Annotated in this window: 15 protein-coding genes and 2 pseudogenes; all 17 read right to left on the reverse strand. The window is 40.6% G+C overall.

Annotation, left to right across the window (positions count from 1 at the left end; translation table 11 throughout):
- Positions 1-45: 45 nt before the first annotated feature.
- The 17 genes and pseudogenes from ACQ86K_RS03060 to ACQ86K_RS03140 all read right to left on the reverse strand — a co-directional run bounded on the left by ACQ86K_RS03060 (position 46) and on the right by ACQ86K_RS03140 (position 12339).
- Entirely contained in the window at positions 46-756 is a 711-nt protein-coding gene (locus ACQ86K_RS03060; RefSeq protein WP_431199784.1) for a glycosyltransferase family 9 protein, read from the reverse strand.
- Between the two features lie 95 nt (positions 757-851).
- Positions 852-1196: a hypothetical protein gene (locus ACQ86K_RS03065; RefSeq protein WP_431199785.1), complete on the reverse strand. Its 345-nt coding sequence runs from the start codon at positions 1194-1196 to the stop codon at positions 852-854.
- A complete protein-coding gene (locus tag ACQ86K_RS03070) occupies positions 1193-2125 on the reverse strand; it encodes a glycosyltransferase family 2 protein (RefSeq protein WP_091173978.1) in 933 nt (310 codons plus the stop codon). Before ACQ86K_RS03070 ends, ACQ86K_RS03065 begins: the two co-directional genes overlap by 4 nt.
- An 8-nt stretch (positions 2126-2133) precedes the next feature.
- Positions 2134-3279 (reverse strand): glycosyltransferase, encoded by a 1146-nt coding sequence (locus ACQ86K_RS03075; RefSeq protein WP_091173975.1) that lies wholly within the window; start codon positions 3277-3279, stop codon positions 2134-2136.
- Complete coding sequence (locus ACQ86K_RS03080; RefSeq protein WP_091173972.1) at positions 3258-4157, reverse strand: NAD-dependent epimerase/dehydratase family protein; 900 nt, start codon at positions 4155-4157, stop codon at positions 3258-3260. Before ACQ86K_RS03080 ends, ACQ86K_RS03075 begins: the two co-directional genes overlap by 22 nt.
- Entirely contained in the window at positions 4154-4780 is a 627-nt protein-coding gene (locus ACQ86K_RS03085; protein WP_091173968.1) for an acyltransferase, read from the reverse strand. Before ACQ86K_RS03085 ends, ACQ86K_RS03080 begins: the two co-directional genes overlap by 4 nt.
- Positions 4780-5688 (reverse strand): hypothetical protein, encoded by a 909-nt coding sequence (locus tag ACQ86K_RS03090; protein ID WP_091173963.1) that lies wholly within the window; start codon positions 5686-5688, stop codon positions 4780-4782. Before ACQ86K_RS03090 ends, ACQ86K_RS03085 begins: the two co-directional genes overlap by 1 nt.
- 4 nt (positions 5689-5692) lie before the next feature.
- Positions 5693-6655, reverse strand: a complete 963-nt coding sequence (locus ACQ86K_RS03095) for a glycosyltransferase family A protein (RefSeq protein ID WP_431200781.1) — start codon at positions 6653-6655, stop codon at positions 5693-5695.
- A 104-nt stretch (positions 6656-6759) separates the two neighbouring features.
- The gene (locus tag ACQ86K_RS03100) at positions 6760-7173 is read right to left on the reverse strand and encodes a hypothetical protein (protein WP_143020860.1); all 414 of its coding nucleotides are present in this window, start codon (positions 7171-7173) and stop codon (positions 6760-6762) included.
- Positions 7174-7321: 148 nt separating this feature from the next.
- Complete coding sequence (locus tag ACQ86K_RS03105; protein ID WP_091173953.1) at positions 7322-7852, reverse strand: hypothetical protein; 531 nt, start codon at positions 7850-7852, stop codon at positions 7322-7324.
- Positions 7845-8947 (reverse strand): annotated as a pseudogene (locus ACQ86K_RS03110) (DegT/DnrJ/EryC1/StrS family aminotransferase). Before ACQ86K_RS03110 ends, ACQ86K_RS03105 begins: the two are co-directional and overlap by 8 nt.
- Positions 8948-8980: 33 nt before the next feature.
- Positions 8981-9985: a 3-oxoacyl-ACP synthase III family protein gene (locus ACQ86K_RS03115; RefSeq protein ID WP_091173950.1), complete on the reverse strand. Its 1005-nt coding sequence runs from the start codon at positions 9983-9985 to the stop codon at positions 8981-8983.
- A pseudogene (locus tag ACQ86K_RS03120) lies at positions 9986-10725 on the reverse strand (SDR family NAD(P)-dependent oxidoreductase).
- Positions 10726-10750: 25 nt separating this feature from the next.
- Complete coding sequence (locus ACQ86K_RS03125) at positions 10751-10987, reverse strand: acyl carrier protein (protein ID WP_091173945.1); 237 nt, start codon at positions 10985-10987, stop codon at positions 10751-10753.
- A gap of 301 nt (positions 10988-11288) precedes the next feature.
- On the reverse strand, positions 11289-11483 hold the full coding sequence (locus ACQ86K_RS03130; RefSeq protein WP_431199786.1) for a hypothetical protein: 195 nt from the start codon (positions 11481-11483) through the stop codon (positions 11289-11291).
- A gap of 39 nt (positions 11484-11522) precedes the next feature.
- Positions 11523-11945, reverse strand: a complete 423-nt coding sequence (locus tag ACQ86K_RS03135) for a sugar 3,4-ketoisomerase (protein WP_091173939.1) — start codon at positions 11943-11945, stop codon at positions 11523-11525.
- The gene (locus ACQ86K_RS03140) at positions 11935-12339 is read right to left on the reverse strand and encodes a sugar 3,4-ketoisomerase (protein ID WP_091173936.1); all 405 of its coding nucleotides are present in this window, start codon (positions 12337-12339) and stop codon (positions 11935-11937) included. The genes ACQ86K_RS03135 and ACQ86K_RS03140 overlap by 11 nt, the downstream gene beginning before the upstream one ends.

The following is a 12339-nucleotide window of genomic DNA, read 5'->3' on the forward strand; positions in this document are numbered from 1 at the left end:
CAGATATATAATTTAGTTTACAATAATTTGACGTCAGCGCCTGGTTTAGCTTGCATTATTAAGAATTGATATTGCCTTATTACTGATAACTATAGGATCGACATTGTTGATATTCAGGTTGGAGCCGCGCTTGTATAAATCGTTGAGTAACGCATAATTATCTTTATTGTTAAACTCTTCAGAAGGATAAAACGTGTATATATTGTTTGCAATGGTTAAGGGATAGGGAACAAAACGACCGAAATGGTTGCCATTGGAGATACAAATTGCGGTGGTTTTTGTACCTGTAGCAATATGTATAGCACTGGTATCATTTGAAATTAATAAATCTGCATTGTTAATCAGTTCAATTAATTCAACAAGGTTAGTTTTACCGGTTTTATCTTCAATTTTTTCTTTGTTTTTTGATTGTGATATTATTTCAGTAGCCAGGCATGAATCTGTAGATGAGCCCGCAATTGTAACAGTAATTTTAAATGTTGAATTTGCCATTATGGAATCAATTGCTGTTGCAAATAAGTTTGTCCCCCACCTTCTATACTCCTGGCCCGCACCGGGAAATATTACCAATTGCAAAGCCCTTTTTTCGGTTGACTTACTTTCGGTTGGCAAATTTAATGAGGTACCAATTCTCTGACCAGTAAGGATTTCAATAAATTTGTGATTTCTCAGGTATTCAAAATAATCAGTTCCGGGAACATCTACAATGCTGTCATAAAATTTATAAGAGCGTTTTAATTCTTCTAATGATTCCATATTAGTATCATCCCCGCTGCTGCAAATCTTTTGTTTGGCTCCAAGTTGGGATATAAACTCATCAGTGTGCAATACTCTTGAATGAACCGGATTGATTAAGATATCAAATGCCTTTTTTTAATGGCAAATGATAATCTTATTTTTTTGTTTATATCATAAATTATTGATGGCGCTATCCAGATAAATTCATCGATGACATCTTTATCATATGCCTCGGCTATATCTTTAAATGCTATATTCCCAAGGAGCGTCAGTTTATAGCTTTTAAATTTTGGTGCGTGTTTGATACATTTTATATAGTTTCTGAAAAGAATGTAATCGCCAAGAGCATCAAGTCTTACAATTAGAATCCGGTTACTTTTAAAAGGAAGCGACGTTTGGTTAAAGAAATGGAATAAGATCCTCAGGATCTTGTTTGTACTTCTTTTTAGTAACATCATGAGTAATATCCAAATACCTTATATAATCTGATCCTGATCCTGTTTAAAAAAACAATTTTCTTCCATTCATAAACAGTGCCGTGAGCATCTGCCGCCCATATTTTCTGATGATCGGCCTCCCATTGCGCCTTCATTTTTGGCGAATGAGTTTTGGCTTGTTCATGCACGTTGGCAACGGAAAGAGGCTCTTTGATTAATGCCCTGCTGTGTCCTTTTACCAGCCTGAGCCATAATTCAAAATCAAGGGAGCAATGAAGCTCCTCCCAAACGGGTTCATGAATGGCGGCGCTCCAAAAAGTGGAGGGCTGCACAAGGCTCGGAATCTTGATAAAATAATCAATAAAAGGCAATACCCGCGTTGTGGTTGTTTTGCCGGACACCACATTGTAGTCGTTCCCGTAACCGTATATAAAATCTGCATTGGTGCTCATAAATTTATTTAACACCTTATGGAAAACGCCTTTAAGATAGTAATCATCACTATTGATCCAGGCATGGTACCGGCCGGATGAAAGGCTGAACCCCTGATTAATGGCATTGCTCTGGCCATTATCTTTTTCGCTTTGATAATAGCTAAGCCATGGGGCATACTTTTCAATAATCTGTTTGGATTGATCGGTACTGCCGCCGTCGATGATGATATACTCCAGGTTGGGATAGTTTTGCAGAAGCACAGCCCTGATGGTTTGCTCCAGAAAACCGGCCTGGTTATATGACGGGGTTACGATGGTAAGCTTAGGCCAGTTTATTCTATTATCATAAATAGTTGGTGCAGCCTGCTCATCCCAGGGCCAGCCGGTTTTGCCGCACGGAGGTGGGGGTAACTGGTGCAATAGTCCGTTTTCGGTACCGGCTACTATGGGCAGGGGCAATTGAACGCCTTTATTGATAAAGTTTGAACGGTAAGACTGAAGATCCGGAAGATTCATGTTTTTGTTCAGTCAATTATCTGTAGAAATGTTCGGCCAAATTTTTCAACGCTTTCATGATAAGTGTTATTTTCAAAGAGCAGGGGAGGGCTTCGATGTTCACTGAACTGCTGAAGCAGTTGCGCTAACTGGTTAACATTATATGGATCAAAAAAGCGTGCCGAACTGTTAACCAACTGCTCCCTGTGAATCTCAATATCTGAAACCAGTAAAAATTTATTCATTAGCTTAGCATCCTCCACAACAGTGCTCCAGCCTTCAAACAATGATGGCTGTATAATGGCAATGGCATTATTCATCAATTGAAGCTGATCACGCCGGTCGATAAAACCCAGGAACTTAACGTTGTTGCCGATGTTATTGTCTTCAACAAACGCTTTCATCTCTGTAAAATAATGTGGGTTTCGGTAGTCGTTGGTATTACCGGTAAAAGCTACGGTAATTTCAATGCCTTCCGCTTTTAGCTCTTTAACTGCTTTTAGAACTACCATCTGATTTTTATGTTTCCAGAACTGGTTAGGGCAGATAAAATACCTTGCGGGCAACTGATATTTTTCAAGCAGTAACTTGATGTTGATATCCTGATACGGAGGATGCGCTACCGCGAAAGGCAGAACGATTACCTTAACTGTATGCTTAGGGAAAATAGATTTGAAATGTCCGAGCGCGGTATTGCTGCTCACAATTAAATGCCCGGCCGAGGCTTGAATTTCCTGCTGGTTTTGCAGGCGCGAGGCAATATCATCTTTACTGAAAAATTCAGGGGCAAAATGTTCCTGGAAATCAGCTACCCAATATATTTTCTTTTTAGCAGCCGATTGTTGCTCACTTTTATAATAAGGAAAAACAGCATCAAGGGCTTTAATTTTCTGGCTAAACAGACGGATTTTAAACAGCCGGTTTGTTACCCTGTTTAGTAATTGGAAACCTTTGTTTGCTTCGCCCGAACCAAGCTGAAAGCTGATATAAGGATAGTTGAATTTTTGCTGCGCCGTCCTGAAACTTTCGTAACTATCAGTAAGCAAAATAATATGCGGCTTTTCCTCATCATTAAGGACGTTTAACGCATTTACCAGGTTTTCGATATAGTAAGTGCCGCCGATCCAGTTTTCGTTGTAGGTGTAGCTTAGTCCTATTCTTTTCCTTTTAGCCATTTACAATAGGTATTAATACCATCCTCAAAATTTACTTTTTGTTGGTAGCCCAGGCTAATTAGTTGCCTGTTATCGGCTTGCCAGTATAACGGATCGCCAATGCGGTTGGTGCCTGTAAATGACAAGCCGCCGCTAAAGCCTATATATTTCAAAAAAGTTTCGGCTGCTGTTGTTATAGTGATGGTATTATTATTAGCAATGTTTGTAATGCTGAACCCGGACTTGTCGGCATTGATAAACAGGTTAATGGCGTTTACAATATCGATAACATGAATAAATTCGCGTGTTTCGTTACCGGTACCGAACAATGTGATATTTGTTTGAGTCTGCGATTTTTTGTAAAGGTCCCAAAACAGCTGTTTTTTCAAACCGGCTCCATATGCCGAAAACACACGGAATATATGAACATTTAAGCTAAAATGATCGTGATATAGCTGGCAGAGCTCTTCGGCTTGTTTTTTATGCACACCATAGGGTGAAAGCGGATTAAGCGTATGGGACTCTGTAATAGGTAGCATTTGCGGATTGCCGTAAACTGCCGCGCTCGATAGCTGGATGAGCCTGCAATTGCCATTACCTTCTTTTATGGCATTGAGGATGTTCACAAGGTGATGAACGTTTAGCAAGTAATCACGCTCAGGATTATTGAATGATTCGGGCACTGACGCAGCCCCTGCACAGTTAATACACCAATTAAACTGTTGCTCATGAAATACCTTCTTAAAATCTGCGTTGGTGGCATCAATTAAAAAGTAGTTGGGATCGTCATATTCTACCATTACATCAGCGCCATATACTTCATAATCTGGTTGACTTTTAAAATAGCTGTAACAGGCCGAACCGATAAATCCTTTGGAGCCTATGACAAGTATTTTCATTGCTGTGGTAATGTTTTTATAAAACTTGCCGGGTTACCGGCAACCATGGTAAATGGTTCAACATTTTTAGTAACCACTGCTCCTGCTGCTACGATAGCGCCTTTGCCAATGGTAACTCCTTTTAAAATTACAGCGTTCAGGCTGATCCAGGCGTAGTCATCAATTATTATCGGTGCAGTGTGTACGTTGCCTTTATCGGCCCAGTGCCCGTTGTGTACCAGGTCCATCCACCGTTCGGCCCTTTCAATGGCTTCAAGCTCATGCGCATTTGTGTCCATAATATTTACATTATGTGAGATTTGCACAAAATTGCCAATGGTTATGCTTTCGCCTGACCAGATCCTGGTGTGATCGCCAATGTAGCAGTTTTCGCCAATCACAATTTTACCGCCGTACTTAAATATATTGAGCATCCCCCGGATATGGGTTCCTTTGCCAACTACTATTCTCGATTTGTCGAGCGAGTTCGAAACTACCGCCTCCGGATAAAAAGTGGCCCCGAGATCGGTAATGCTTAATTGAATGTTGCGTTTTGCCTGTTTTTCATTAAGCAGGTAAATTAAATGGACAAGGTTTATTTTTTCAAAAAAGCCAAGCAATAACCGTTTTATGAATTGTTTCATTATGCTATCTTAAAAAATTTAAGCGCCCTGTGTATAACAGAAATTTTGTATTTTTTGTTAAGCCGCGCGTAAACCTGTTTTAAATAAGCGGTATCCAAAAGCATTTTTTTAGGATGTTTTAGTGGGAATATCATTGTGCCTAATGGTAGATCGGCAATAGCATCATCTGCCGAATGCATATGTGTCCCATTTCCATAGCCTATATTTTTTACAAGATTTATGCAAGGATTAACTGCCATGCCACCGTTGATCAGAATGCTATAGAACCATTGAATATCCCAGGTATTTAATGATTTGTTAAAGGATGATTCAAACATGCCGTAATAACTATGGTACCAGTCGGTAGTGCCAAGCTGCATTTTAACCTTATCCTTTGTTTGCTGCTTGGCCCAGTCTTTCATTTCTATGTCATAAAGGTTCCATGCACGTTTCCAGGTGGCCCAACCCCAGATACCGCCATGCCCCCAATGATATGATTGGGCATCTTTTTTCCAGCCATCGGTTAGTAAATTTGAACCTGATATTGACATTACCCTGTCGTCAAAACGGTATTTTGTCAACAGATCCTCGCAAAAGGGGAAAAATGTTCTATCGGGCAGGCAGTCATCTTCTAAAATGACTCCTTCGTTAACATTTTCAAAAAACCAGTTGATGGCTTCGCTAACTGCCGATTTGCAGCCGAGGTTTTTATCCCTTAATAATGTTTTAACTTCACAATCCCAGTTTATGCGCTCAATTACCGAACGTGTTTTGGCGCACAGGTCGATATCATCGGGTTTATCAGGCCGTGGTCCGTCGGCAGCTATATACAGGTATTTAGGTTTAATTTTAGCTATGGCTTCAAAAACCATTTCTGTAAAAGCCGGGCGGTTAAATATTAAAAAAAGTATCGGTACGGAATATCCCATAACCTCAATGGCTTGTGAAAGCCTGGGCTGTTTTTACAGTTTTTAATAATTGTTTTATATGCTGGTACTGGTTTTTTATTAGTTGCCTGTTAGTTAGCAGCGATTTGAGCTGGCCACATTTTTGATAGTATAAAATTTTTTGTTCGATACTAACAGTCCGGAATTTAATAGTCTTCTGATAAACCAAGTTAACCGTTAACTTGGTTAAGGATTTTGCGGTGGAAAGCAGATCTTGATTTATGATTTGTTCGATAGATGGTTTATTATTAACCAGTGCGAAATAGCCATTGAGCAAAGCGCTGCTGTAGTTTAGCCAAAACGCTGCTTTTAATATATAATTGATATTTTGCCTTTTAAGCGGAACAAAGTGTTTAAATTTCAGATTATCATCAGCTATTATTTTGTAGCTCATTAAATGGCTCATCAAACATATTTCAACATCTTCGCCCGAAACCAGCTTTTTGCCTATGCGGCCGGTTGTTACCTGGCGCCAATTTGCGTTCTTCAGTTCAAGCAGTATACTTTTCCGGTAAACAGATCCGGCACCATAAACCCAATGGCTACCGACTGCCCAAGTTTGAGGACCCCAAACGGTAGTAAATTTCAGCAGGCTTTCGGAAAGTAGGGCAGGTTGTTCCGCTTCTATTAATCCACATCCCCCCAATACACCTATTTGGCTATCACTGTTCATGATTTTAAAGGCACGCTCAATGTAATCGTCGAAAAGCCAGTTGTCATCATCGCAAAAAAGAAGGTATTCATATCGAGCGTGATTTAAACCCATATCCCGCGCATGACTTAGCCCTGCAATAGGTTGGCTCACAACGCTGAACGGAACATCGGTTAAATTGTGTTTTCCCCATTCGGCCCTGGCTGTGTCCGCTGTGCCATCTGTTGATGCATTGTCAACAATAATAACCTCCCATCCAACACTTCCCGGTACCTTTTGTAAGGCCAGGTGTTTAATGGTTAGGGAAGCCGCGCGCTGCTGTTATAACAGCAAAGAATAACCGATATGCCGGTACTCAAGTTATTGAGGAATTGGATAACATAAAACTACAAGACGATCGATCAAGCCAGTTTATCAGAATGATTTGATTTTGGCAGCATCATAGCAAGCAATTCCCGCTTCATAGCACTATTTAATATAAACCTGTTAAGCATTTTCTGGTTACAAGCTGTAATTTCTTCGCTTGTCAAGGCTTGATTTTGACTTATATTTATTATCAGATCCATCAATTTATCACGTGTGTGACAGTAAGCAATTACATTATCGCACTCGTTTTTAAGCGATTTATCAATGTTATAAAAAATTGTTTTAAATCCGTTTTTGATACTTTCCAAACCTGAGAAGCCGGTAAATTCACCGATGGTGAAGTTGATAAAATATCCGTTTTTTATTTCATCGCTTAGTTCACTCATAGGAATCGATTTTTCAGTAAATGCGATGTTTGAGGAAACATTAAGCCGGCTGGCCATATCCATAATGTTTTGATAAACTTTCGGGCTATATACCGTGCCTATGAATAGTATCTGGACATCGGTGATCCCCTTGTTTTTTAACAAGTGTAGTATTTTTATCAGATCAGGGAAGTAATTCTTGTCTTCAGCGATTCTTGATATGACGTTTAAATTAATCATTCAAAAAAAGTGGAAATAAGCCTCTTTTACATTTAAATACGGCGTTCCCGTAATGGGTATCGAGCTCGTTTAACTGGTATTGATTAATGCAAACCAGAGTGTCATCGGGGTTGTCAAAGTATGTTTCCGGAAAGTTATAGGTACCTTGCGCCGCATTGGTTACATGCCAATAAAACCGATGATCATGATTAACTGTGTCTTTTACCCTGTAAATATTATACAAGCCGATCACATGGACACTTTCATATATGCTATTGGCAAGAAATTTTAATTTTAACCTCCAGTATATCGACCTCAACATTTTTAAAGGGGCTCTGAAGTTCTTTATTACGTTGAGCCGGGTTCTTACTACTCTTATTTTCTTCTGTTTAAAAATCAGGTCGTAATATTCCTGGTTGTAATTATCAAGGATCAGTATAGTTGGGGCAATTTTGTTTTGCTGGGCAAAAACAGCAAGTTCATGAACAAGTTTCTCAGCACCTCCAATTACCAGGCCACCATTCACTATCAAAATTTTACGCATAAAACTTTTTGATAGTTTTAGTTACGTACTCAATTTCTTCATTGCTCATGCCCGGATTCAGCGGAAGGCTCAGGCAGGTTTCTGCCAATTCCTCAGCTATCGGGAAGTCACCTTTTTGGTAACCGAGGTGCTCATACGCTTTTTGTAAATGGGCAGGTACAGGATAATGGATCCCGGTGCCTATTCCATTGTTGTTTAAATGTTTCTCCAGCTCATTTCGTTTTGCAGTACGGATTACATATAAATGGTATACATGTGATGATCCTGAGGCGGTGGCTGGTAAGATAAGGCCGTCGATTCCGTTAAGTTGACGGGTATAGGCAGAAGCTATGGTCTGCCGCTCAGTTGTCCATCCATTCAGATATTTCAATTTTACCGAAAGAAAAGCAGCCTGCAGTTCATCAAGCCTTGAGTTTACACCGATAACCTCATTGTAATATTTTTTTCGGAGCCATAATTACGCAGCAGGCTTGCTTTTTGTGCGAGGCCGGTATCGTTGGTGGTTAAAGCCCCTGCATCGCCATACGCGCCCAGGTTTTTTATTGGATAAAAACTGGTAGCGTTAATGTGGCCGAAGCTGCCGGTAAGCTTGTTGTTGTATGTGCTGCCCTGCGCCTGTGCGTTATCTTCAATCACAAAAAGATTATGCTTATGGGCTATCTGGATAATAGCGTCCATTTGGCAGGCTTGCCCGTAAAGGTGTACGGGTATGATCACTTTTGTTTTTGGGGTGATGGCTGCCTCAATCAAACGTGGGTCTAAATTATAAGTATCCTTATCGGGCTCAACCGGTACAATGGTAGCCCTTACCTGCGACACGGCGAGCCAGGTGGCTATAAACGTATTTGAAGGTACGATGACTTCATCGCCTTCACCAACTTCAAGCACCCGTAGCGCAATGCACAGGGCATCAAGTCCGTTGCCTACCCCAATGCAGTATTGTACGTTATTGAAGGCAGCGTAAGCATTTTCGAAATCACTTACTTCCTTACCAAGTATGTACCATTTATTTTGAAAAACGCGCTCAAACGCCGCGCGAATCTCTGCTTCAACTAAATTATTCTGACTGGTTAAAGATAGAAACGGAATATTCATCGGGTTCAACTTTGAGCCGTAGGCTTTTTGCTTTTATATAAATGTTATTACGGTTCCGGCCCATGAGTAGCCAACACCAAAGCCGGCCAAAAGCCATTTTGTTTGCGGAGTAACCTGTTTTTCTTTCATGGCTTCATCAAGTGCAACGGGTACCGATGATGATACCGTGTTACCAATAGCGGCCATATAGATATAAAAGTTTTCGGAAGCTATATCCATCTTTTTACGCAGGTGCTCCAGCATGTACCGGTTGGCCTGGTGCAGGATAAACTGCCCGATTTCGTCTTTGCGCACACCGTTTTTTTTAAGGGTATCTGTTATTAAAGCAGGAATCTCTTTAGAGGTAAAAGCAAATATTTCGGGCCCGTTCATATATAAACTTCCTAATGATTGCTCATTCCCATAGTCATCATGTACGGTGTCGGCACTTTTTTCAGGGTAACGGATGGCTCCCTGCTTTACCATCAGATTTTCAGCACCCTTACCATCCGTACCCAATTCAAAGTTGCCTATAGCCGCAAAGCCTTCGGTGCTGATGAGGGTAGCGGCGGCGGCATCACCAAAAATGGTACGGTTTCCCTTATCTTTAGGATGTATGAATTTTGAATAGGTTTCGGCCGTGAGCAGCAAGATATTGGTGGCTATACCTGCCGCTATAAGACCCTTGGCTAAAGCAAGGCCGTACACGTAGCCCGAACAGCCCAGGTTAAAATCGAGTGCGCCCGCTTTAACCGGAATACTCAGCTTATCCTGTATAATACAAGCTGTTGAAGGCAAAAAATAGTCTGGGCTTTGGGTACAATATAATATAAAATCAATTTCAGTTGGATTGATGTTATGCGCGGCAAACAGTTTTTGTGCCGCGGCTATCGCCATATCTGACGCAAACTCATCCTCGGCAGCAATGTGACGGGTGCTGATACCTATTTTGTTGGCTATCTTCTCTACTCCCCATTCGGGAAACAGGGCCGACAGATCAGCATTGGTAAGCTGATTTTGAGGCAAGTGGTATGAAATAGCTTTTATAAAGGCCTGCATTTACTGTATGGTGAATCCCCCGTCTATTATCAGGGTGCTTCCGGTTACCCACTTACTGGCGTCAGATAACAGGTAAATAGCTGCGTTGGCAACATCAATTGGTTCGCCAAATCCCAAGGGGTATTTTTTTCATCGTCTTTCAGCTGCTCCTCTGTAAATATAGGGTCGTAGATGAGTTCGGTTTTTATCATGCCCGGAGAGATATTATTGACCCTGATCCTTTGGGCAGAAAGTTCAATAGCTAATACCTTTTGCATAGCATTTATGGCGCCTTTTGAAGCGCTGTACATCGCGTTGCCAACAGTTCCAACATAGTTGCCGGCAATGGATGATATAAATACGACCGATCCATTTTTGTTTAGCTTTTTAGTTTTTAACAGCTTATTGATCAAAATAGCGGGTGAGAAAAAATTTGTTTCGAAGATCGAATCCAGGTCTTTCCTGTTTATAAATTTAAAAGGCAAAGTTTTTACAATCCCGGCAGATAATACGACGCCATCTAAATTCGGCATTAACTCAATCAGGTTGTCCTGTTCCTGCTCAATATCAAGATCGGCAACATATTGGGTGCCGGGTACTTCCAGCAAGTTAAAAACGTCTGACAGTCGTTGCTCGTTTCTGCCGGTAATAAAAGTTTCGGCTCCCATTCCTGAAACGCTTATAGCAATTTGCCTGCCTATGCCTGATGAGGCGCCGGTAACCAAAATTTTTTTACCTTTTAAACAGAATGGGTTATTCATAGGATATTAACGTAAGTGCCTGGGTTTACGAATTTGATTTTTTCAATACAATATCGTAGATGTCCTGAATAACTTTTGAGTTGCGGATATCATCGCCTGTTAGTCTGACTGCGTAAACGTCATCTACCATGGCAATCACTGAAAGTGCTGTCATGGAGCTCCACTCGTCGTTTTCTTTGAATAATGTTTCGGCAGTAAAAGAACTTGTATCCAAGTCGTCAAACTGATCAGCAAATTCGCTTATAAATTTTTCAATATTCATAGTTAAGTTTTAGGTTGTATTATACTTATTAAAAAACTAACCTTGCGTTTAACGCTCTCCTCATCTATTGTAAAATAATAGTTGAGTTCGTCTTCACCTGTTATTGTTGCAAACATTTTATGAAACCGTAACACTTTTTTATTGTCTTTCCTTACATCAAACACACATCTTTTATTTTTTAATTCGCTGGCTGCAAATTCAGAAATAAACAGATCTGATTTTATGCTTACAAATTCATCGCATCCGGGTTTTATGATCCAGCTGCCACTGGTGTAGGTATCAGCCGTTATATCATACAATCTTATAACTCCGAGCGGCTGATAGTCATGGTCAGAAAATAAAAAGTAATATTCCTGCCGTTTTTTTCCCGCTTTTTATATGCTCTAATCCATTCAATTTGCTTTTGCAAATTATTGTCGGTATGTGTCAGGTACCGGGCGTGTACCGGGTCGGTTCTTAAACTTAAAATAAATTCGGCATCGCTTTCCTCAACCAATCTAAATATTAAGTCAAATTTACAAAAAGGGAACTCCACTTATAATGATTTGTAATCTTTGAACTGTTTGTACTCTCTTAGATAATCGGCTTCTGTATACAACATAGAAGCTAATACAAGGCAAATAGCACCCGACGAAAAATTTGAAATATCGCGCCAGATGCCGGGCTGGATATGCAACCCTATGTACGGGCGGTTTAACTGTACTGTTTTTTTGTTGATACCATCGTCAATAGTGATATCAAAGCTGCCACTGGCTGCTACGATAAATTGTTCAAGCTGCTTATGTCCGTGCGCCGCGCGTGATTCTCCTCCCGGGATATCATACAAATAATATACCCGTTTAACAGCAAAGGGGATATGGATATTGTTTTCAACAGGAGTGATGTTACCGGCCCGGTTATGAATACGGTTAAGGTGGATGATGTTACAATCAAAAACAGTTGATATTTTACCTTCCATGTTTGCAACTCACAAATTGATCAAAACCCCTGATATATTCATTTACATCATACTTGCCGTTGGTCAGGATCAGGGCAAGTGAATTGGTCGAGAAGTTCTCAATCTCCCGCCACATCATTTTCGGAACATACAGCCCATAATATGAACGGTTAAGGCTATACCGCATTTCCTTTACACCATCATGAAGCACAACGTCGAAGCTGCCACTAATAGCGACAATAAATTCCTGCAGGTTTAAATAAGCGTGGCCGCCACGCCGTTCGCCGCCGGGTACGTCATAAATCCAATAGGTACGCTCAATTTTAAAGGGGATATGGTTGTTTTCTTCAATGAAAGAAAGGTTTCCCCGGTCGTCTAAAAACTTGGGCAATTGTATGATGCGCGGGGCTTCCAT

It is taken from the genome of Mucilaginibacter sp. P19 (genome assembly GCF_050632265.1).
Taxonomy (GTDB): Bacteria; Bacteroidota; Bacteroidia; order Sphingobacteriales; family Sphingobacteriaceae; genus Mucilaginibacter; species Mucilaginibacter gossypii.

Excerpts from the sequence above, each read along its gene's own strand:
- ACQ86K_RS03075 (WP_091173975.1), bottom strand. The coding sequence starts at position 3,279 with ATGGCTAAAAGGAAAAGAATAGGACTAAGCTACACCTACAACGAAAAC.
- ACQ86K_RS03065 (WP_431199785.1), bottom strand. The coding sequence starts at position 1,196 with ATGATGTTACTAAAAAGAAGTACAAACAAGATCCTGAGGATCTTATTC.
- ACQ86K_RS03100 (WP_143020860.1), bottom strand. The coding sequence starts at position 7,173 with ATGGATATGGCCAGCCGGCTTAATGTTTCCTCAAACATCGCATTTACT.
- ACQ86K_RS03140 (WP_091173936.1), bottom strand. The coding sequence starts at position 12,339 with ATGGAAGCCCCGCGCATCATACAATTGCCCAAGTTTTTAGACGACCGG.
- ACQ86K_RS03060 (WP_431199784.1), bottom strand. The coding sequence starts at position 756 with ATGGAATCATTAGAAGAATTAAAACGCTCTTATAAATTTTATGACAGC.
- ACQ86K_RS03070 (WP_091173978.1), bottom strand. The coding sequence starts at position 2,125 with ATGAATCTTCCGGATCTTCAGTCTTACCGTTCAAACTTTATCAATAAA.
- ACQ86K_RS03085 (WP_091173968.1), bottom strand. The coding sequence starts at position 4,780 with ATGAAACAATTCATAAAACGGTTATTGCTTGGCTTTTTTGAAAAAATA.
- ACQ86K_RS03125 (WP_091173945.1), bottom strand. The coding sequence starts at position 10,987 with ATGAATATTGAAAAATTTATAAGCGAATTTGCTGATCAGTTTGACGAC.
- ACQ86K_RS03135 (WP_091173939.1), bottom strand. The coding sequence starts at position 11,945 with ATGGAAGGTAAAATATCAACTGTTTTTGATTGTAACATCATCCACCTT.
- ACQ86K_RS03090 (WP_091173963.1), bottom strand. The coding sequence starts at position 5,688 with ATGGGATATTCCGTACCGATACTTTTTTTAATATTTAACCGCCCGGCT.
- ACQ86K_RS03105 (WP_091173953.1), bottom strand. The coding sequence starts at position 7,852 with ATGCGTAAAATTTTGATAGTGAATGGTGGCCTGGTAATTGGAGGTGCT.
- ACQ86K_RS03115 (WP_091173950.1), bottom strand. The coding sequence starts at position 9,985 with ATGCAGGCCTTTATAAAAGCTATTTCATACCACTTGCCTCAAAATCAG.
- ACQ86K_RS03080 (WP_091173972.1), bottom strand. The coding sequence starts at position 4,157 with ATGAAAATACTTGTCATAGGCTCCAAAGGATTTATCGGTTCGGCCTGT.